The following is a 19,292-nucleotide window of genomic DNA, read 5'->3' as shown; positions in this document are numbered from 1 at the left end:
TAGAACCGGGAGGTTTCAATACAGTGCGGGCTAGTTCCAGTCTTGGCGGAGCGTCTGCTAGTTCGGTGTGGGCGGCAGAGGAACATGCGCAACCGTTTCTCCCGCCACAATCGAGAACACATAGAGCAGATAGATAGCTAATACCAATAGCGCGAGGAATGAGCCATTGGCGAAAATTCCCGCAACCGTGGTGCTGCGATAAGGTTCAACTTTTTCTTTTTTAATGTCTTCTTCGCTGCGGGTTGTCTTCACAACCTGTTCGCCTGGAAGCCGGTTTTTTTCAGCCTCCTTCGATATCTTATCCGCGAGATCTCCTGCGATCACGGCATCATCCGGAAGATGACTCGTAAGCCATCCAGGAATATTTTCGCTCCCGCCCATGCTCATGTGCAAGTATGATTCAGCTTTCTTCTGTTCTCCCCTAAATTACTGCATGTTTTATCTTTCGGCAATCGTTTGCCTTATGGGGAAGCGCCAGATCAGACTTAAGTCCCTACGGAAAGGCGCTTTTGATCGGACCAAAGTCCTAGTGGCGTAGTGGTCAGATGTGTCTCGCCTGGGCCGCGAAGCATTTGCGGGCGGAAAATAGCGCAACAACAGCGAAACCATTGGTTGCGATCAGAGGTTGCGCCGGGCGGGTCAGCTTGGGCGGTGTAGCCCCTGATTGAGCACATTGAGGAAAATGGTGGGCGATGACGGGCTCGAACCGCCGACATCTTCGGTGTAAACGAAGCGCTCTACCCGAAATGGCTTGATCCACAGGAAAATTATCCCTGTGAAATCAAAGACATATCCTTAGCTCTCTCTGGTCCCAAAGCTGACTAATCGGTTGCTGTCACAGCACAGTCACACCGGGAGTTAACAATGGCTACTATTCGAAAGCGCAACGGCAAGTGGCAGGTCCAGGTCAGGCGCCAAGGATTTCCTGTCCAATCCAGGTCATTCGTATCAAAGGCGGACGCCAGGGAATGGGCCAGGACGATTGAGCGCCAGCATGACAGACAAGACCTTGGACCCGACCGAAAGACCCTCAAAGCGATCACCCTAGGCGACCTAGTCTCGCGGTATCGGGATGAGGTCGTTCCCAGAAAGAAGTGCTCGTGTGTCGAGACGATCCTGTTAAACCGCTTCCTTCGCTATCGGATCTGTCAGAAAACGCTCTATGAGCTAAGCGCGGCTGATTTCGCAGGCTACAGGGATCAAAGGCTGAAAGAGCCCAAGCACAGGTCAGACAAGCCGATTACAGCCAAGTCCCTGAAGCGGGAGCTTTCTCCCCTCTCCCATATGTTTCGTCACGCCCTTATCGAATGGGAGATCCCACTCAGGAACCCGCTGGACGGATTGAAGCTGAAGGTGACCGACAACAAGCGGGAAAGGCGGCTTCGTTCCGGCGAACTTGACAGGCTCTTAGAGGCGACAAAGCGGGGCAAGAACAGGCTCGTCGTTCCTATCATCTTGTTTGCTCTAGAGACGGCCATGAGGCGTGGCGAGATACTTTTGGTCCAGTTCGTCATGTCGATTTCGAACGCCATTCCTTGGTCATCCCTGAGTCGAAATCTGGCTATTCGAGAGTGATCCCTCTGACACCAAAGGCAGTCGCAATCCTAGGAGCTCTGAGGACAGCCGATGCCAACCCAACAGACCTAGCCTTCCCTGTCACTCCGGTGGCTATGAGGCTCCAATGGGACAGGCTGACGAGACGAGCTAAGATTGATGATCTCAACTTCCATGACCTCAGACACGAAGCCATTTCTAGGCTATTTGAACTCGGCCTCACCGTCCCCGAGGTCGCCTCGATCTCAGGCCACCGGACGCTTGCACAGTTAATGAGGTACAGCCACGCCAATCAGGAAGCAGTCAGAGCGAAGCTTTTAGGTCCGGTATCGGCAAAACCTCTCACCACCGACCGACAGGCGATTCTGGTTGCGGACTGAACTTCGATACCCTCTGCAATGTCAACGCAGTGCCCTCTCGCTGTCAGTATCCGAAATTCTCGTCACTGGCACACCCGGACCTTAGGATTGGGCCTCAATCGGCTTGCTGCTTCATCGATTGCTTATTAACAGCCGACAGCTTGTATGAGAAAGCGCTGCAATCTTTCAACGGTTAGGAATGGAGCTCCGGTGCCTGCAAACAGGGAAGCTAACTCTGAAAAGCGCTGAACTATCGCCGAACTGATCTTCATATCCCAGTCTGAATCGTGACCCTTGATGGAAAATAAGCAATCAGAGGTTATTTCCGGCTTCGACGTTCGCACGATGCTGCCCAGCTTTAGCGCCCCCACTCTTGGCAACAAAATGCTGCCTGCCGGTGATTGTCTATAGACACAACCATAGGTTGGTAATTCATAGCGTTCGACGATGCGCCCATCTCGTACACCAGTTGTGTGGACCATGCCGCATTCAGCATCGCTTATCAGTCTACTTTTACGAGCAATTGAAGCGTTTCCCCTCATGATCTTCCAAGGGAAGCTATCGGTCACCAAGGGCTCTTGTTCGCTCAAGCAGTTTGGGTATCTCCCAAAACAGACTCGTGCCAGATATACGGAAGCATCCACCCTAGGGAAGTGTCCATACGCAGGTGGTTTTGTTACAGAGAAACCGTATTGCTCACTGAGAAAAGCCCTAACATCACGATCAAGCCGGCTGTGAAGGGTTGATGTTGGCAAAATAGCGAGTAACTCGCCATGTTCAGACAGATGATCTAGAGCAGAAACAACAAATGACATCGGACGGCTGCATTTTATTGAGGAGTTGCTTCCTCTTGGGTTGAACGGAATGTTACCTCCTCCTGCGAATGGTGGATTTAACAGTATAAGGCAGAATTTATCATTGTCTCTTAATGAACTCTTTGACAAAAATTCAGGGTCCAAGAAATCCAGATCATCAGTTATGCTCGCTAAACCCTGTCGCCTTATCTCCTGGGTTGAATTTGCATCAAGGTCATTTGCATACAGAAACGCATCTGCCCATCGGGCACCTGCGGCTCGGATAAGGCTGCCGTTTCCAGCAGCAAAATCAGCTATACGAGCCGGCCGATAGAGTCCGCAGTGGGACAATAATGTCGACGCCAGCGCGGGAGATGTGTAGTGCGCATCGCTTTGCGACCGGCTATCGACCCGAGACGTATTCTGACACATAGTAGACATGGCACCGCGATGATCCAGAGGTTCGGGTGGGCTTGCGAACTGGGTGGTCGTAAACCAGTTCTACATTGTCATTCGACAACGCGAACATGGCCGCCCCTAGAGCGTGGGGCTTGGTGCCTATAAGAGGTACCTGTAGGAAGCTGTTGGGCGTCGACCTTCGGAACTCATGCAGCAACTCGTTCACTGCAAAAGGGCAAGCGGCGTCTGCAAACCGCACGTTTTCCCAAGCGCGAGTTGAGTCAAGCGTGGTGGCGTTTCCCTGGTATGCATGAAAGGGGTATTCAGGCTTGAAGCCGGGAACGCCTACTACAGGATAAACGTTTTTGCCCTCAGGCTGCAGCGTTTCGACGATATAACGAAAACGCGTCCCTTCGAATCCTAGCAATGGGACCATTATCGTTTCTAATTTTCGTCCGCTAGAAAGCTTAGCGAATGACGGGATTGGCGATATTCCTCGAATTCTCTCGCTTAGATCAAAAAATTCGCTTGGTCGAGGATTATTCGTTATCTGATATTTCTCTGGCTCTGCATAAATGCAGCGAACTGACACCCCAAGCTCCATCCCAGCTCTAAGCAACGGCATCCAAGAATGGTGGCTTAACCCAGTTAAATCGATGAATATTGGCCTTCCAGCTATTAGGAGAAACAGCTCATTTAGATCGGCACGGCTATCCCCGGCAATTTTCTTCCCCGGGCGAGATCGAATTTCGAACCAAGCTATGCTGTCGTTCTCGACCACTTCCATAAGTTCAATAGAGGGATTTTTTGTCCATTCATCTGGCAAAGCGCTCCTCTCCTCCAAAAAGCCGTGCAGCAACACACACCCTGCCGGCAACTGAAGCAGCGAGCTACGGTCATAAATTTGGGAAGGCCTAGCTATCAGCATTGGCGCCGAGGTAGTAGTCGTCAAAGAGGCGAAGCTGGCGAGGTATTTCTTGGTCAAAAAGAGGGGCGCGATTCTTCAACAAGCGCCGGATCGTATCTTGAGGCCGATCGACCATATCCAAGATGTCCTCTTCAGTGAGGTCTAGTTTACGCTTTCGCCGATGGCTGAAATTGAAGAATGGCGCGAAGATTGGATGAGGCGAGTAGTCCCACTCTCTAGTGTCGGACTCGGTTGCCAACTTCGTGCCCGGGGAACGAACCAGTGCAAGATACATAACGCCGTATCGCAGTAAGTCGGTTGCGGCGTCGACGGTGTGCTTTGAGATTTTTGAGGTCTTTTTTAGATGGAATTGATTGCACTCTGGCGAACCTCCAAACGGGTTCATTGAGAGTATTTGGAAAAATCGGCCTAATCCCAGCAGCAATTTCACCAGCTGGACGCCGTGCACGGTCACGCCTTCGAGTTCGGTAAGATATTGAAGGCCGACATCGCGTGCCGCTCTTGTCTGGTTTTCGACGCTGATGGGAACAGTTACGGCGTTGTCAGCAGCAATATGACGCGAGATGCTCTCGGTGACTAGCTGAAGAAAAAATCGTATGTTATTGCGGGATATTTTGGCAAAAACATCGGTCCCGCAATAGTATTTCGGAATCTCCGACCCTTTTCCAGTAATCGAGAACAAGTAAGCATATTTATAATTGCCATACCTTTCTATCTGATGTTTATCTCCAGCGGCAAAAAGGCATATATCCTTATATGCGTCATCAAAATGATATTGATTGAAAGCCAGAAATACATAAATTGATAAACCGCTAAGCTCAGCCAGCTGCTCAGCACGAGGAGATTCTGATAGGAACGTGCGAAAATCAGCAATCCGACTCTCAACGCCCAACAATACCGCTTCGTTTTCTATAGAGAGGCCTGGAAGCAAATCGTCGAGCGTCTTCTCTTCTATGCCTGCACTGTTATACCACATCGCTAGACGTGTCTCGCATACTTCTCTTGCAAACGCGGGGAAAGTATCGCTTAGACGGTTATCAATATTTATTAGCTCATAATCAGCCGGGCTGACAAGCTGCTCTGTCGGATTTAGAGTTGATTTTACGCGCCATCCCAGATCTCGGACACCTATCTTAAATACGTATCCGGAACCGGCGTGTTTTATCAATGTGTTAAGCACTTGCTGTTGATAATCTAAGTAATTTTCAAATTCATCCAGTATTATGTAAAACCGCTTTCGCCTAAAATAACTCAGACGTTCAATTTCGACAATAAGCTTATCAATTGGCGCCTGCAGAAGCGACAGGGTCGGCATATCCATCGCGCTATTATTTATATATAGCTCAAGATTATTTCTTGATAAATCTATGCAATTTCTAAGAGATTCTTGAGTGTCGATATTTTCGTAGCCAAACGACATCGCGACTCGACGGCAGGCATCACTATTGAGGTGGTCTGCCTCTTTAATGTGGTTCTGATACCATTCGAGCGCCTCCAGGAGCATTTCGCATATTTCAATATTGACATAGTGGCTAAACAGCTGCCGCCATTGGTCAGGCGTTTTATTTGGCCCGGTGAAGGCCGTAATCCTATTGGTATTCACTCTATGATACAGACCGACAAAATCGTTTGCAGAGACTTTAGAAAAGTCATTGCCAGCCAGCGCTAGCTGACCCTCATAGGACATGCATCGAAGGACGGTCGTTTTTCCTGTGCCGCGGCCCCCTACCAATACACAGGGACGGTGATCTATGAGCGATGGGAAGTATGTGGGCTCATTAAACAGCGTGAAAAGTTTCTCTTGAAGCCACTCAGCTCGAAAACTGCCAAACAGCTCCTTCAGCGATTTGGAGGTTGCATCGAACTCGGTCATGGGCTTCGTTTCATCAGTGGTCTCCAGCTGTTCAGGTCGGAAAAGTATATGGGCAAACAGGCGTCTGGGATAGAGTCATGAAACCCCACCGACAATCCCAGCTTGTGAAATCCCCGCCAATCGTTCTCTCCTCCGTCGTGGGCTGTGAAGCCTGCCCGCTTAGCTGCACGCTCTAGAAAATCGATACCTTCTGAGACGTTTAATCCGGTCCAGATTAGAGAGCTTGAGGACGATGCGTTGTGGCTTTCTGTTAGCAAGTGAGCGGGAACGATCTGAAGCTGTGGTGCCTTGCGGCCAAGTTGGGCCTTGCCGTATTCGGTGCAGAGGCATGGGCAGTATACAAATGTGTGTTTGCCGGCTGACGCTAGGTCGAGAAACGAAGCGGTAGACCCGTCCGTTCTCTTTCTCTGCCGTTTCCATGTGTCGATCATCTGATTTCCGCTGCCGACGAAATCGTCAACGAACACAAAAGTGTCAAATGCATCATGTTTTAGAATCGCGTTATCTGGAGATAGCAGACGCGATTCTTCTATTCGAAGCTTATCTCTAAGCCTTCGCATGAATGAGAATCCGCTGTCAGCTGGGTTCGGAGTTTCGCCCTCCACGTAAACAAAGGCGTACCTTGCGTTCTTTACCGCCTGAGAGGAGCCCAATCTAAAGTACTCTGAATCAAAAAATCTTCTAACTGCCCCAGAAATAAGTGCATCGACCATTGGGTCGCAAAAATAAACAAAACGGTCAAGCAATCTGTCAGCAAAAATTAGTTCATCCGCTAAGAAATTCTGCCGCCATTGCACAGTGTCGAGCTTTTGAGAGAGCGGCCAGATTTGGAACGATCTGAAGTAGCGTACTTTTTCAGATATCAGATCGACATCACTCATTTCAATTTACATCTTTTATCGTACGGTGCGTCTTAAAAGAGTGTCTACTCGACCCCGGTAGATCCAAAACCATTGTCTTGTCGTTTAGTTGGCGCAATGAAATTAACTTTCACCAGTTCTACTGAGGCGTAAGGTGCGATAACAAGTTGAGCTATACGTGCGCCCCTAGAAATCGTGAATGGCGACTTGCCGTGATTCATCAAAAGAACCTTTAGCTCGCCACGATAGTCGTTGTCGATTGTCCCGGGAGAATTCAACACAACAATTCCATGTTGCATTGCGATACCGGATCGCGTTCGAATCTGCCCTTCATATCCATCTGGAAATCCGAGGCGCAATCCGGTCGGCACCATTGCCCATTCGCCAGGTGACAAAATGATGGAGTTGTCAGTCGGAACAGCTGCCCTGATGTCGAGCCCTGAGGAGCCGTCTGAAGCATATTGGGGAAGCTCAATGTCTTGAGCATGTGGCAAACAAACGACGCGTAAAAGCAAACGGTTCTGGCTCATCTTGAAACTCTTTGGACGGCTTTGTGTGCCTTTCCTACCGAAACGTCATACTTAGCAGCTATCTGCCTGATCGATAGGCCACGTTGTCTGTCAGTTTCTATCGACATCTCACACAACTGGCGTTCCGGCCGCCCCAATTTTTTTCCTTGCTCTTTGGCTCTTTGCAAACCTGCCTTCACACGTTCTCTAATCATCGACCGTTCAAATTCAGCAAACACTCCCGTCATCTGAAACATCGCTTTTCCGGAGGGAGTGGTCGTGTCGATAGCCTGTTGATGAAGATAAACGTCAATTCCGTGCACATGAAGCTCGTCCAGCGCACTAACAAGACCCCCTAGGCTCCTCCCTAAGCGTGATACGTCCCACGACATTAAGATATCAAATTTGGCTCGAACGGCATCTTTCAACATTTGATCGTAGGCTGGCCGCTTATGTCTCTCTTTGGCTCCGCTAATCCCATTATCCTCATAGATATTGGCGATTGACCAGCATTTGGCCTGAGCCACGCGCTCTAGTTCGATGCGTTGGTTCTGGGTAGTTTGTTCCTTCGTGCTCACGCGAAGATATAAAGCAGCTCGTTTCATATTGCCCTCCAATGTTCATAAAACACTCATTTTATGAACATAAATTTTGACTCTTTGAAGGCCATACAAATCAAGGTCATGCAGACCGAATTCACAGGGGGTTTTTTGAACGCCTGTTGTCGAAGTTTTGGGGCTCTTTTGTAAGAACCAAGTGCAAGGCGAAGGCTTGAACAATCGCTTGACGGCAATGGATGCGATGTCAGTCTGAGAGCGAAGGGAGGATCTCAGATGACATTGGAACTACATTTTGTATGTCCGCACGGCCTTAATCACGTGCATAAAAGGGAAGAAGAGCAGTTTGAATCCGGGAATTGGGTGGTTAGCAATGACCTTGCGGACGAGGCTTTAGGCGGACGGATATTTCTGCACGAAACCCAATCATCTCCAGCATGGCACGGTGGCAGGATCGTTGGGTGGCGTGGTTCGGCAGAGGAAAGCAGAAAAGTCTTCACCTACGTCGTTGATGGTCCATTCCGGTTTGTATGCCGCGAAAACTGGGCCCAGGAGAAATCAGTCGTCCGAAAGCCCTGACAGGGGCGGTCATCTTGTTTGGGGCCGAGCGAATTGGAGTTCGGCTGACCCACCTAAAGAGGGCGCAATATGTTTACAAAGAGTGCAACCTCAAAATGTAGACTAAGGTTGTCGACGCGCCCCGCTTCTTCGATCTGTAGACTTATCGTCCTGATGGAATGAGATTCCTTCGCAACAAACCGACAGGCGACTCCCGCTGCGATGAAAATGGGTGACACCCCAGGTCTAGGGGGGATGTGACATGCCGGGGGGTGCCTACTGTGTAACTTGTTTGACGTGTGACCGAAAACATCGTAGATCGCGCAAGCAACTGATTTATCAGCGTTTTTGGGAGCTGGAAGAGCGCTATTCTATCTGGTGGGAGTGGTGGGCGATGACGGGCTCGAACCGCCGACATCTTCGGTGTAAACGAAGCGCTCTACCAACTGAGCTAATCGCCCGCTCCGGGCCGGACCTTTAAGCAGTTAGGACCGGCTTCGCAAGGCCAAATGAGCGGCCAGCGGCTTGGCCGAGAGCAGCTTTCGGCGACAAGGTTCTGCTTGTCAAAAAACCTTCTGCTGTTTGCTGTTATGCTGTCCGGGTCCGCTTGACACCCGGTGGCTTACCCCTTATCCACCGCCCCAACGACGAACACGGCTGACACGTGCTCGTCCATGCGCGGGTGTAGCTCAGTTGGTTAGAGTGCCGGCCTGTCACGCCGGAGGTCGCGGGTTCGAGCCCCGTCACTCGCGCCATTTCTCCTTCGGGCCACGGCCCTTGGTGTCGGAGAAATGTCGACGTTGATTTGTCAAAAACCGTCTTCTTCGTCAGGTAATCCCGATTCATTGGTTTTGAATCTGAGATCGATCTCTACATCGACCCACCAGCCCTGCTTGCTAGCGCGCCGAGCCACAAGACAAGAGCTTCCTGCCCACAGTCTGGTCCCTCAGCTACGGACTCACCCCTTGGCGAGCAGCGCCTCGACCTCCTGCAACGCCGGCATGGACGGCGCGGTGCCTGGACGCGTCACCGAGATGCCGGCGACGGCGCAGGCGAAGCGCACCGCCTGCAGGGGTTCGATCCCCCTCGACAGCGCCGCCGCCAAGCCGCCACTGAAGGCGTCGCCCGCGCCGGTGGTCTCGATGACCGGGCCGGCAGCGACCGCTGCGACATGTTCGGATCGATCGGCCGTGTGCAGCAGCGCACCCTTTTCGCCGAGCGTCACGATGACAGTGCCAACGCCCTTCTCGAGCAGGCTGTCGGCGGCACGGCGGGCATCGTCGATCGAGGACACCTTGATGCCGGTCAGTTCCTCGGCCTCGGTTTCGTTCGGCGTGACATAGTCGCAAAGCGTATAGATGCGGGCTGGAAGCTTTGCCGCCGGCGCCGGGTTGAGGATGGTGGTCACCCCTGCCCCACGCGCGATCTCCAGCGCCCGCATCGCCGCCTCGATCGGCTGTTCGAGCTGGGTGACGAAGACCCCGGCCGCGCGGATCAGTTCGGCATTTGCCTCGATATCGGCGGGCGAAATCAGCATGGCCGCACCGGGACTGACGATAATGGCGTTGTTGCCGCTCGTCTCCTCGATGAAGATATAGGCGGCACCGGTGTAGCTTTCCGGTGTGTCGATGACAGCGCTCTTCACGCCGGCCGCGTTCCAGGTCTGTCTCGCCATCTCGGCAAAGGGATCGACGCCGAGGCGGGTCAGAAAGGTGACGTCGGCGCCGAGCCGGCCGGCCGCCACCGCCTGGTTCGAGCCCTTGCCGCCGGGGCCGAGCGTGAAGGACGTGCCCAGGATCGTCTCGCCGATGCGCGGCTGGCGGGCGGCGCGGTAGGCCGTGTCGGCGACGAAGACGCCCAATATGACAACAGGCTTCATAACGATCGGTCTGCCCGGCATGTCGCTACTCCGCATCCGGCGGCACGACGCCCTTGCGGAATGCGAAGCAGCCATAGAAGCGGCGCTCGCCGGTCTGGATGACGCAATAGGCCTTCTTGGCGCGTTCGTAGAAGGCATAGCGCTCGACCGAGATCATCGGCCAGGCCTTGCCCTCGGCGGCATCGATCTCTTTTTGCACTTCCTGCTGCACGGCGGGTATCTCGTCCGGCTTGCCGACGATCTCCATGCGCGCGGCGGCATCGTCGACGAAGGTGTCCAGCGGATAAAGCGACAGCACCGCCTTGACGACCTCCGCTGCCGATGCGTCGATGCGCAGCAGCTTGCCAAGCACAGTCTGCCGCGCCACCGAATCGGACGGGAAATTGGTGTCGGCGATGATCAGATCGTCACCGTGACCCATCGCCCGCAGCGCCTGCAGCACATCGGCATTGAGCAGCGGATTGATTCCTTTGAGCATGGTATTCCTCGCGAGGTTTGCTGGGGCGAAATCAGAGCCGCTTGCCGGTCTCTGCGTCGAAGAGATGCACCTGGTCGAGCCGCGGTTTCAGGTGCAGTGTGTCGCCCGGCTTGAACTCGTGGCGTTCACGGAACAGCGCCACCATCTCGCCCTCGCCGAAGCGCAGGAACACGAGAGTCTCGGAACCGGTCGGCTCGACCACCGAAATCTTCGCTGGGACACCATCTGGATGGATTTCGAGATGCTCGGGCCGCACGCCGTAGACGACATTGCGGCCATCTTCCACGGTATTGCTCGATGCGATCGGGAACGGCGTCCCGGCGATCTCGACGACGGGCTTGTCGCCCTTGCGCACGACGCCCTTGAGCAGGTTCATCGAGGGCGAGCCGATGAAGCCGGCGACAAACAGATTGGCCGGCCGGTCGAACAATTCCAGCGGCGCGCCGACCTGTTCGATGCGACCGTCGCGCATCACCACGATCTTGTCGGCCATGGTCATGGCCTCGATCTGGTCGTGGGTGACGTAGATGGTGGTGGTCTTCAGTCGTTGGTGCAGTTCCTTGATCTCGGTGCGCATCTGGACACGCAGCTTGGCATCGAGATTGGAGAGCGGCTCGTCGAACAGGAACACCTGCGGGTTGCGCACGATGGCGCGACCCATGGCGACGCGCTGGCGCTGGCCGCCCGAGAGCTGGCGCGGATAGCGCTTGAGGTAGGGGTTGAGGTCGAGGATGTCGGCGGCGCGCTTGACCCGCTCAGTGACCACCGCCGGATCAGTTTTGCGCAGCTTGAGAGCAAAGGCCATGTTCTGCTCGACCGTCTTGTGCGGATAGAGCGCGTAGTTCTGGAACACCATGGCGATGTCGCGCTTGGCCGGCGGCAAATGGTTGACGACGCGCTCGCCGATGGCGATGGTGCCGCCGGAAACCGTTTCCAGCCCGGCCACCATCCTCAGCAGCGTGGACTTGCCGCAGCCGGAAGGCCCGACCAGCACCACGAACTGTCCGTCGGCGATGTCGACGCTGACATCGTGCAGAACCTTGACGGTTCCGAACGCCTTGGCCACATTGCGGATCGCGACTTGAGCCATCATTCCCCCTTCAGTTGCCGTGAAGCTAAACAACGCAAACGGCGAGGGCAAGTCGGTCTCTTATAGATAAAAAACCCATTCACGTTGACACCGCACTTCGTTGTGCGAATAGTGACAGTGCCCGGCTTATGACCCTGTTCCGGGCGCACCGGTACGCTTGTCCGGCACTCAATGCGAGGCGTCGCGGGAGGGAGAATTCGGGCCGCTATTTACGGGAGTCGCTGTCGTTGGGGAACATAATCGGCGCTCCACCATCTGAACCAATTCACGATTGATCTTCTGGGAGGAACGAGATGAAAGTCAGCCTTTATAACCAACTTGTCCGCGCCGGGGCCACCCGCCGCGACGTGCTGAAGGGAGCGGCCAGCATGGCCGCCCTCGCCGCGGCCTCAAGCGCCGGACTTGGTGCCCTGACGCGCCCGGCTGCGGCCGCCGATGACCTGCGCGCGCAGATCCTGCAGATCCCGGGCGTCGGCAAGGGTCAGCCGACCGATGCCGATTTCCAGCAGGTCGGCGAGCTTTGCCTGGGCGCCACCAAGGCCAATGTCAAGGAAGGCGAATTCGCCGGTGTCGAACTCACCTTCATGGGCCTCAACAATCAGAACCTGCACAATGTGCTGTTTCGCGGCTTCCTGAAGCCGTGGGAGACCTATACCGGCGCCAAGATCAACTGGATCGACCTGGCGCAGGCTGACTACAACGCCCGCCTGCAGCAGTCGATTGCGACCGGCACCGTCGATTTCGACATCATCGAAATGGGAGCACCGTTCGAAGGCGACGTCTGCGGCAAGGGTCTCACCTCCGAGATGCCGGACTGGGTCAAGGACCAGATCGACATGAAGGACGTCGTGGCCTATCTGCAGCCGCCGGTCGGCACCTGGGACGGCAAGCAATATCGCGTCACCGTTGACGGCGACGCGCATAACTTCAACTACCGCACCGACGTGTTCGCCGATGCCGACCTCGCCAAAGCCTGGAAGGACGGCGGCGGAGAAGGCGAATGGGGCGTGCCGAAGACCTGGCAGCAGGTGCAGGCGGTGACGAAATTCCTCAAGGGCAAGCAGGTGAACGGCCAGGATGTCTTTGGCTACCTCGATGCGCCCAAGCCCTGGGGCGGTTTCGGCTTCTATTTCCTCGGCAGCCGCGCCAGCGCCTACGCCAAGCATCCCGATGACAAGGCATGGCTGTTCGATGCCGACACGATGAAGCCGCGCGTCAACAATCCGGCATGGGTGCGGGCGATCCAGGACGTCATCGATGCCCTGCCCTCCGAACCTGCCGACCAGATCAACGCCGACCCGAATACCACCGCCTTCCAGCAATTCCTGGCAGGCACCGGTTCGATGGTCACCTGGTGGGGCGACGTCGGTTCGAACGTCAAGACCAACGATTCCTCGGTCGTCGGCGACATCACCGGCTTCTCGATCCTGCCGGGCTCGGACGATGTCTACAACTCCAAGACCGGCCAGTGGGACAAGCTCGCCAGCGGGCCGAACCATGCGCCGAACTGCGCCTATCTCGGCTGGGGCGTCTATGTCATGGCCCGCGTCGACAGCGACGAAAAGAAGAAGAAGGCGGCCTGGTCTGCCGCCGCCCATCTCGGCGGCAAGGACCTGTCGCTCTGGTGCGCGGCCTATCCGTCGGGTTTCCAGCCCTATCGCAACTCGCATTTCAACATTCCGGAATGGGTGGCGGCGGGCTACGACGAGGCGTTCATCACCTCGTATCTGAAGTCGGAAGCCGACAGCTACAACCATCCGAACGCGGCGATCGAGCCGCGTATCCCCGGCATCTTCCAGTATTACAGCGCCGCCGAGGACATTTTGGCCAACACCTTTGCCGGCAAGATGAAGGCGCAGGAAGGCGCCGACGCCATCGCAGCCGCCTGGGAGAAGCTGACCGACCAGATCGGCCGCGACAACCAGATCAAGCTCTACAAGGCCTCACTCGGCATGTAGGTTGAGATAGTGAAACTTGGTCCCGCGGCGTACAGCCGCCGGACCTCCCCTTGACCGACTTGGCCTCGACCGGCTCGGCCGGTCATCGAGCCTCCTGTGAACGGGCAAGACGCGTGGCTGACCGGACCCTGGCTGACCAGACTCTGTCGACAAGTGAATGGCCGGCAGGCGCCGTGCCATCCGACCTGATACCGCGGAGCCGCAAACGGCTTGGCTGGGCGCTGATGGCTGCTGCAACGCTAGGCCTTCTGGCGGTGATTGCGCTGCAGATCCTTTACAAGAGCGATGTCGACACTATCGGCTTCGAGACGTGGCGGCCGGTGGTCTACGCCTATGTGCTGTGGGGTGTCGCGCTCGGCATCGGCCAGGTGCTGACGCGCGGCGAGGATGGCCAGCGCGCGTTGTTCCTGCTGCCGGCGCTGCTGTTCACCATTGCCATGGTGATCTTCCCGACGCTGTTCGGCTTCTACATCGCGCTGACCGATTGGAACCTCAGTTCTTTCAGCGGCCGGACGTTCAACGGGCTCGACAATTTCTGGCAGATGCTGAACGACGCCTATTATCGCAACGCGCTGTTCAACATGGTGCTCTACGTGCTGGCGGTGTTGGTCGAATATGTGATCGCCTTCGGCCTGGCGCTGCTGCTCAACGCGCAGATCCGGGCGCGAAAATTCTTCCGCATCGTCTTCCTGCTGCCGTTGATGCTGTCGCCAGTCGCGGTGTCGTGGATGATCGGAAAGTCGCTGATGGAATACCGCTTCGGGCCGGCCGCAACGCTGGCGCGGCAACTCGGCTGGGAAAACCCGGCCTTCTTCTCCAACCCGATCACCGCCCGCATCTCGATCATGGTGCTCGACGCGTGGACTTTCATCCCGTTCATGATGATCATGCTGCTCGCCGGCCTGCAGGCGATGTCGCGCGAGGTGCTCGAGGCGGCGCGTGTCGATGGCGCCACCGCCTGGCAGACCTTCTGGCAAGTCACCTTCCCGCTGATGCTGCCGGTGTCGGTGACGGCGGTCATCCTGCGCATCATCTTCAAGCTGAAGCTGGCCGACATCATCATTACCGTCACCTCCGGCGGGCCGGGCGGCGCGACTGATTCGGTGTCCAGTTTCATCTACCGCGAATATCGCGACCGCTCGAATGTCGGCTACGGCACCATGCTGGCGATGGCCTATTTGGTCATCATCATCGTGTTCGTGACCTGGCTGCTGAAATTCGCCAGCCGCTTCGTACGCAACGTCAACTGATCGGGCCGGCAAGATGAGCGTTCAAACCACCGACTTTGCCGCCTCCGAAATCCGCTCGCCGGCGAGCTTCTTCGCCAACCGCGTCTTCATCTACGGCGCCCTCATCTTCTGGGCTTTCATCTGCCTGTTCCCGATTTATTGGACGATAACCACCTCGTTCAAGACCGCGGTCGACGTCACCCAGGGCCATCTGATCCCGTTCGTCGATTTCAAGCCCGACTGGAAGGGCTGGCGTTCGCTCGGCCTGTCGCCGGACTCGATCTTTCGGACGTCGACGGTGCGCGACGAATTTATCAAGCGCTTCATGAATTCGGTCATCACTTCGGTCGGCGCGTCGACCCTGGCCATCGTCATCGGCAGCCTCGCCGCCTATGGGCTGACCCGCTATCGTTACAAGTTCGCCTGGTTCAGGAACGAGGACATTTCCTTCTTCTTCCTGTCGCAGTTGATCCTGCCGCCGGTGGTATTGGCCCTGCCCTTCCTCGTGCTCTACCGGGAAGTCGGCCTGCTCGACACACGCGTCGGGCTGATCCTGCTCTACACGCTGATGGTGCTGCCGATCGTCATCTGGATCATGCGCGACCAGTTCAATTCGATCCCTGTCGAGCTGGAGGAGGCAGCACTCGTCGATGGCCTGTCGATCTGGGGCGCCTTCTTGCGCATCGTCATGCCGATCGCGCTGCCGGGCATGGTCGCCGCCTTCATCCTGGCGATGGTGCTGTGCTGGAACGAGTATTTCTTCGCCGCGCTTTTGACCTCGACCGATGCCAAGACCATTCCTGTCATGGTGGCGAGCCAGACCGGCTCACAAGGCATCAACTGGTGGTCGATGGCAGCGCTTGCCACCGCGGCCATCACACCGCTCGCCGTCATCGGCATTGCGCTCGAGCGTTACCTGATCATGGGCATGACGGCGGGCGCGGTGAAATAGGCGATGGCCAACAAATACTGGTTCGCACGCAACAGGCGCGGCAGCGGCTACGCCAAAGGCGTGATGCCGATCAGTTGGGAAGGCCGGGCCGTAGTCGCCGGTTTTGTGATGGCGATGATTGCCGGCGGCTTGATCATGCTGCTTCTCGGCCTCTACGCGAACCTGATGGCACTCGGCATCGTGATTTACGACCTGCTGGCCATCTGCGGCGCCGGCACGTTCATCTGGGCTGCGGCGACCAAGGTCGATCCCGAAAAGACCATGGCCGACTATCAGGCGGAAAGGCTAAGAGCCCGGTCGTCCGGGATCTAGACAGCACCTAACCCAAAAGTGTTGCCCGCAAATGATCGAGGATCATGGCAACCCCTTTTTGCCCCAGTTCCGCCGAGGCTTCGGGCGCACTTGCCGTGTACCAGCCGGTGTTGTCGGCGAAGCGGCCGGCATCCACCGCTTCCGGGCACAGCGCCAGCATCAGTGACGTCTCGCCGGTGCCGGCATGGTCGAACGGGTACTGGCTGTGCATTGAAGCCGGCATCAGCGGATGCACCTGTACCCAGTTGAAGAAATTGCTGCCCTCGGCGTGCTCGGCATAATAGTCAGCCATCGCCGCAGAGCCCCACCAGCCTTCGCCGCGTTCTTTCTCCAGGAAGCGGAAGATCGCTTGTCGGCCGGCGGCCTTGAAGGCGAGATCGGTTGGCATGCCGGCAGCAAAATTCTCGGTTTGGTGGTGAATGATGGCGTGGATGTTGCGGAAGCCAATGCGCAGCAAGCTGTAGAACAATTCTTCCGCAAATGGCGCCAGCACATTGCCGCCGACCTGCACCGAGCCGCTGCCTTCCGGCGCCGCAACGGCATAGCTTGCCGCGCCGTAATAGAAGGGCGGCAGAATGACGATTTCGGCCTCCGTTTCGAACAGTTCCAGGCTCTTGACCACGGCCAGCGTGTCCATGCCGACGGCCATGTGCTCGCCGTGATATTCGAGCACACCGAGCGGCAACACGACCGGCCGGTTCTCGGCGATCGCCTTGCGGATCTGGTGCGGCAGCATCAGTTCGTAGCGCATGACACCTACTCCATATTGGTGTGGCGGGCGCGCATCGCTTCCGGCGAGACGCCGGTCAGATCCCTGAGCTTCAGCACCATCACTTCGAAGAGGACGAACAGCGCGCCTTCGAACACCGAGCCCATCGGCAGGACGGATGTCTTTTCCGGACCCTGGTCGTCGGCCATGGTCTGAGCCGGGATAAGCAATGTGAAGTCGGCTAGCTTCGCGGCAGTGCTGTCGGCTTGCGCGGTGAGCAGCAGGACGGCGGCACCGGCCTCGCGCGCGACCCGCATCAAGGTCAGCACCGTCGATGTCTCGCCCGGGCCGGAGCTGGCGAGGAAGACATCGCCCGCGCCCAGCGGCGGCGTGGTCATGTCGCCGACGACCGACACCGGCAGACCGAGATGGCAGAGCCGCATGGCAAAACCCTGGACCTGCAGCGCCTCGCGGCCGCAGCCATAGGTGACGATCTTCTTCGCGCCGGCCAAGATGGCGCAAGCCGCGTCAATGCGGCTTTCGTTGATACGCTCCAGCACGGTGCCAAGCTCGCTCAGCGCAATCCCAAACAGGTTTTCGCCGTCGTCCGTCATGACATTTGCACCAGCTTGCAGGTACCGGAGAACCACATGAACATCTCAGTCACATTTGCCCCGAACAGCTTGTTTTCATTCATGCTATCACCGCGAAAATTGGTGTCCAACGACACGCAGTGCTTTTGATGCGCCACAGCCGTGATAGTGTCACGGCAAATCGCAAATGAGGAAACGACAGCATATGAAGACACGGCATTTCGACCGCATCGGCAATGGCGGCATCAACTTCACCGAGCTCGGCTTCGGCACCGCGCCGCTCGGCAATCTCTATCGCGCCGTGTCCGATGAGGATGCCAATGCGACGCTGGAGGCGGCATGGCGGGTCGGCTGCCGCTACTACGACACCGCACCGCTCTATGGGCTCGGCCTCGCCGAAACGCGGCTCAATCCGTTCCTGCGTTCGAAGAGGCGCGACGACTACGTGCTGTCGAGCAAGGTCGGGCGCATCATGCGCGCCTGCCCGCCGGAACAGCGCACCGGCATCGGCAAGTTCTTCGACACGCCGACGCGCCGCGAGGTCTACGACTACAGCTATGACGGCGTCATGCGCTCGTTCGAAGCCTCGCTGGAACGGCTCGGCGTCGACCGCATCGACATCCTCTTCGTGCACGATGTCGACATCTTCACCCATGGCAGCAAGGAAGCCTCGGACCAGCGCATCCAGGAATTCATGAGCTCCGGCTACTATGGATTGCTGGCACTGCGCGACCAGGGCGTAATCAAGGCGTTCGGCGGCGGCATCAATGAGTGGCCGGTTGCCCAGACGCTGGCCGAGCGCGGCGATTTCGACCTGTTTCTGCTTGCCGGGCGCTATACGCTGCTGGAGCAGGAGGCGCTGCAGTCTTTCCTGCCTCTATGCCAGCAACGCGGCATCGGCATCGTTCTCGGCGGGCCGTACAATTCCGGCATTCTGGCAACCGGGCCGAAGCCCGGCGCCTACTACAATTATTCGGAAGCGCCGCAGGATATCATCGACCGCGTCACCCGCATCGAGGCCGTCTGCAAGCGCCACGGCGTGCGCCTGATCGAGGCGGCGCTGCAGTTCCCGCTGTTGCATCCTTCGGTCGTGTCGGTAATCCCGGGTGGCCAGCGGCCGGGCGAAGTCGAAAGCAATCGCTCGCTGCTCGACGCGAAGCTGCCATCAGCGCTGTGGGCCGATCTCAAGACAGAAGGCTTGATGCGCACGGATGCGCCGACGGCATAGCGCCGCCTTTTCCAACGACACCGCGGGCACAGAAAAGAAAAACCGGATATGCCGGCTTTTCTTTTCTCTGAAAGACTTAAGGAGGCGCTTAGTTGACCGCGTCCTTGAGGCCCTTGCCGGCCGAGAACTTCGGCACGGTGCGCGCCGGGATCTTCACTTCCGCACCGGTCTGCGGATTGCGGCCGGTCGACGCGGCGCGTTTTGACACGGTGAAATTTCCGAAGCCGACAAGCCGGACATCGCCGCCCTTTTTCAGTTCGCCGGTGATGACGGAAAACACCGCATCAACCGCCGACTGCGCGTCACCCTTCGAAATACTCGCGGCATCGGCGACAGCGGACACCAGTTCGTTCTTGTTCATAAAAATTCCCTTCCATGAGAAAACCGGAACACTCGACTCATCCGGCAGGAAACGGACTTTAGAAAGAAGCGCTCCGGCAACCAAGTCGAAAAGCGCCAAGAAAGTCGAAAAA

General features: G+C 56.6%; 20 protein-coding genes and 2 tRNA genes. 8 read left to right on the top strand and 14 right to left on the bottom strand.

The genetic code is table 11. From position 1 onward, the window contains the following. Positions 1-57: 57 nt before the first annotated feature. Complete coding sequence (locus tag NKG95_RS15080; protein ID WP_353041300.1) at positions 58-381, bottom strand: hypothetical protein; 324 nt, start codon at positions 379-381, stop codon at positions 58-60. 483 nt (positions 382-864) lie between these two features. On the opposite strand from NKG95_RS15080, the gene NKG95_RS15075 reads away from it, so the two are divergent. Next, a complete protein-coding gene (locus NKG95_RS15075; RefSeq protein ID WP_353041298.1) occupies positions 865-1,575 on the top strand; it encodes a site-specific integrase in 711 nt (236 codons plus the stop codon). Further along, entirely contained in the window at positions 1,536-1,934 is a 399-nt protein-coding gene (locus tag NKG95_RS15070) for a site-specific integrase (protein WP_353041297.1), read from the top strand. The genes NKG95_RS15075 and NKG95_RS15070 overlap by 40 nt, the downstream gene beginning before the upstream one ends. 125 nt (positions 1,935-2,059) lie before the next feature. Here the strand turns inward: NKG95_RS15070 and NKG95_RS15065 are convergent, their stop codons facing one another. The 7 genes from NKG95_RS15065 to NKG95_RS15030 all read right to left on the bottom strand — a co-directional run bounded on the left by NKG95_RS15065 (position 2,060) and on the right by NKG95_RS15030 (position 8,852). Next, entirely contained in the window at positions 2,060-2,482 is a 423-nt protein-coding gene (locus tag NKG95_RS15065) for a hypothetical protein (RefSeq protein WP_353041381.1), read from the bottom strand. A 628-nt stretch (positions 2,483-3,110) separates the two neighbouring features. Continuing rightward, positions 3,111-3,968 carry a hypothetical protein gene (locus NKG95_RS15055; RefSeq protein ID WP_353041295.1) on the bottom strand — a complete coding sequence of 286 codons (858 nt, stop codon included), beginning with the start codon at positions 3,966-3,968 and terminating at the stop codon, positions 3,111-3,113. Positions 3,969-4,020: 52 nt separating this feature from the next. Next, on the bottom strand, positions 4,021-5,907 hold the full coding sequence (locus NKG95_RS15050) for an ORC-CDC6 family AAA ATPase (protein WP_353041293.1): 1,887 nt from the start codon (positions 5,905-5,907) through the stop codon (positions 4,021-4,023). Next, positions 5,904-6,788, bottom strand: coding sequence for a phosphoribosyltransferase-like protein (locus tag NKG95_RS15045; RefSeq protein WP_353041292.1), 885 nt, complete (start codon positions 6,786-6,788; stop codon positions 5,904-5,906). Before NKG95_RS15045 ends, NKG95_RS15050 begins: the two co-directional genes overlap by 4 nt. 44 nt (positions 6,789-6,832) lie before the next feature. Next, complete coding sequence (gene dut / locus NKG95_RS15040) at positions 6,833-7,297, bottom strand: dUTP diphosphatase (protein WP_353041290.1); 465 nt, start codon at positions 7,295-7,297, stop codon at positions 6,833-6,835. After that, positions 7,294-7,881: a recombinase family protein gene (locus NKG95_RS15035; RefSeq protein WP_353041288.1), complete on the bottom strand. Its 588-nt coding sequence runs from the start codon at positions 7,879-7,881 to the stop codon at positions 7,294-7,296. The genes dut and NKG95_RS15035 overlap by 4 nt, the downstream gene beginning before the upstream one ends. Positions 7,882-8,776: 895 nt before the next feature. Continuing rightward, positions 8,777-8,852: transfer RNA gene (locus NKG95_RS15030), tRNA-Val, on the bottom strand. 217 nt (positions 8,853-9,069) lie between these two features. On the opposite strand from NKG95_RS15030, the gene NKG95_RS15025 reads away from it, so the two are divergent. Beyond that, a tRNA-Asp gene (locus NKG95_RS15025) sits at positions 9,070-9,146 on the top strand. Positions 9,147-9,349: 203 nt separating this feature from the next. Here NKG95_RS15025 and rbsK read toward each other — a convergent pair. The 3 genes from rbsK to NKG95_RS15010 are packed head-to-tail and all read right to left on the bottom strand — an operon-like array spanning position 9,350 to position 11,838. Then, positions 9,350-10,291: a ribokinase gene (gene rbsK, locus NKG95_RS15020; protein ID WP_353041287.1), complete on the bottom strand. Its 942-nt coding sequence runs from the start codon at positions 10,289-10,291 to the stop codon at positions 9,350-9,352. A gap of 4 nt (positions 10,292-10,295) precedes the next feature. Beyond that, entirely contained in the window at positions 10,296-10,748 is a 453-nt protein-coding gene (locus NKG95_RS15015; protein WP_352481196.1) for an RbsD/FucU family protein, read from the bottom strand. A gap of 31 nt (positions 10,749-10,779) precedes the next feature. After that, on the bottom strand, positions 10,780-11,838 hold the full coding sequence (locus NKG95_RS15010; protein WP_352640079.1) for an ABC transporter ATP-binding protein: 1,059 nt from the start codon (positions 11,836-11,838) through the stop codon (positions 10,780-10,782). 293 nt (positions 11,839-12,131) lie between these two features. Between NKG95_RS15010 and NKG95_RS15005 the strand changes: the two genes are divergently transcribed. The 4 genes from NKG95_RS15005 to NKG95_RS14990 all read left to right on the top strand — a co-directional run bounded on the left by NKG95_RS15005 (position 12,132) and on the right by NKG95_RS14990 (position 16,289). After that, complete coding sequence (locus NKG95_RS15005) at positions 12,132-13,796, top strand: ABC transporter substrate-binding protein (RefSeq protein ID WP_353041286.1); 1,665 nt, start codon at positions 12,132-12,134, stop codon at positions 13,794-13,796. Between the two features lie 128 nt (positions 13,797-13,924). Continuing rightward, the gene (locus NKG95_RS15000) at positions 13,925-15,046 is read left to right on the top strand and encodes a carbohydrate ABC transporter permease (protein WP_353041377.1); all 1,122 of its coding nucleotides are present in this window, start codon (positions 13,925-13,927) and stop codon (positions 15,044-15,046) included. A 13-nt stretch (positions 15,047-15,059) separates the two neighbouring features. Next, positions 15,060-15,977 carry a carbohydrate ABC transporter permease gene (locus NKG95_RS14995; RefSeq protein WP_353022162.1) on the top strand — a complete coding sequence of 306 codons (918 nt, stop codon included), beginning with the start codon at positions 15,060-15,062 and terminating at the stop codon, positions 15,975-15,977. A gap of 3 nt (positions 15,978-15,980) precedes the next feature. Further along, the gene (locus NKG95_RS14990) at positions 15,981-16,289 is read left to right on the top strand and encodes a hypothetical protein (RefSeq protein WP_353041285.1); all 309 of its coding nucleotides are present in this window, start codon (positions 15,981-15,983) and stop codon (positions 16,287-16,289) included. Positions 16,290-16,296: 7 nt separating this feature from the next. Here NKG95_RS14990 and NKG95_RS14985 read toward each other — a convergent pair whose 3' ends face one another. Then, entirely contained in the window at positions 16,297-17,040 is a 744-nt protein-coding gene (locus NKG95_RS14985; RefSeq protein WP_023717331.1) for a creatininase family protein, read from the bottom strand. Between the two features lie 5 nt (positions 17,041-17,045). Continuing rightward, positions 17,046-17,612: a 6-phospho-3-hexuloisomerase gene (gene hxlB, locus NKG95_RS14980; protein WP_353041283.1), complete on the bottom strand. Its 567-nt coding sequence runs from the start codon at positions 17,610-17,612 to the stop codon at positions 17,046-17,048. A gap of 184 nt (positions 17,613-17,796) precedes the next feature. On the opposite strand from hxlB, the gene NKG95_RS14975 reads away from it, so the two are divergent. Next, positions 17,797-18,819 carry an aldo/keto reductase gene (locus NKG95_RS14975; RefSeq protein ID WP_353041281.1) on the top strand — a complete coding sequence of 341 codons (1,023 nt, stop codon included), beginning with the start codon at positions 17,797-17,799 and terminating at the stop codon, positions 18,817-18,819. Between the two features lie 88 nt (positions 18,820-18,907). On the opposite strand, the gene NKG95_RS14970 is transcribed toward NKG95_RS14975, so the two are convergent. Beyond that, positions 18,908-19,180: an HU family DNA-binding protein gene (locus NKG95_RS14970; RefSeq protein WP_006201846.1), complete on the bottom strand. Its 273-nt coding sequence runs from the start codon at positions 19,178-19,180 to the stop codon at positions 18,908-18,910. Positions 19,181-19,292: the final 112 nt, after the last annotated feature.

The sequence above is a fragment of the Mesorhizobium sp. M1423 genome (genome assembly GCF_040317575.1).
Taxonomy (GTDB): domain Bacteria; phylum Pseudomonadota; class Alphaproteobacteria; order Rhizobiales; family Rhizobiaceae; genus Mesorhizobium.
The sequence above is the reverse complement of the archived record's forward strand: the minus strand, read 5'-3'. Positions and strand labels throughout refer to the sequence as shown.

Excerpts from the sequence above, each read along its gene's own strand:
- NKG95_RS15080 (WP_353041300.1), bottom strand. The coding sequence starts at position 381 with ATGGGCGGGAGCGAAAATATTCCTGGATGGCTTACGAGTCATCTTCCG.
- NKG95_RS15075 (WP_353041298.1), top strand. The coding sequence starts at position 865 with ATGGCTACTATTCGAAAGCGCAACGGCAAGTGGCAGGTCCAGGTCAGG.
- NKG95_RS15050 (WP_353041293.1), bottom strand. The coding sequence starts at position 5,907 with ATGACCGAGTTCGATGCAACCTCCAAATCGCTGAAGGAGCTGTTTGGC.
- NKG95_RS15045 (WP_353041292.1), bottom strand. The coding sequence starts at position 6,788 with ATGAGTGATGTCGATCTGATATCTGAAAAAGTACGCTACTTCAGATCG.
- dut (WP_353041290.1), bottom strand. The coding sequence starts at position 7,297 with ATGAGCCAGAACCGTTTGCTTTTACGCGTCGTTTGTTTGCCACATGCT.
- NKG95_RS15035 (WP_353041288.1), bottom strand. The coding sequence starts at position 7,881 with ATGAAACGAGCTGCTTTATATCTTCGCGTGAGCACGAAGGAACAAACT.
- rbsK (WP_353041287.1), bottom strand. The coding sequence starts at position 10,291 with ATGCCGGGCAGACCGATCGTTATGAAGCCTGTTGTCATATTGGGCGTC.
- NKG95_RS15015 (WP_352481196.1), bottom strand. The coding sequence starts at position 10,748 with ATGCTCAAAGGAATCAATCCGCTGCTCAATGCCGATGTGCTGCAGGCG.
- NKG95_RS15010 (WP_352640079.1), bottom strand. The coding sequence starts at position 11,838 with ATGGCTCAAGTCGCGATCCGCAATGTGGCCAAGGCGTTCGGAACCGTC.
- NKG95_RS15005 (WP_353041286.1), top strand. The coding sequence starts at position 12,132 with ATGAAAGTCAGCCTTTATAACCAACTTGTCCGCGCCGGGGCCACCCGC.
- NKG95_RS14995 (WP_353022162.1), top strand. The coding sequence starts at position 15,060 with ATGAGCGTTCAAACCACCGACTTTGCCGCCTCCGAAATCCGCTCGCCG.
- NKG95_RS14990 (WP_353041285.1), top strand. The coding sequence starts at position 15,981 with ATGGCCAACAAATACTGGTTCGCACGCAACAGGCGCGGCAGCGGCTAC.
- NKG95_RS14985 (WP_023717331.1), bottom strand. The coding sequence starts at position 17,040 with ATGCGCTACGAACTGATGCTGCCGCACCAGATCCGCAAGGCGATCGCC.
- hxlB (WP_353041283.1), bottom strand. The coding sequence starts at position 17,612 with ATGACGGACGACGGCGAAAACCTGTTTGGGATTGCGCTGAGCGAGCTT.
- NKG95_RS14975 (WP_353041281.1), top strand. The coding sequence starts at position 17,797 with ATGAAGACACGGCATTTCGACCGCATCGGCAATGGCGGCATCAACTTC.
- NKG95_RS14970 (WP_006201846.1), bottom strand. The coding sequence starts at position 19,180 with ATGAACAAGAACGAACTGGTGTCCGCTGTCGCCGATGCCGCGAGTATT.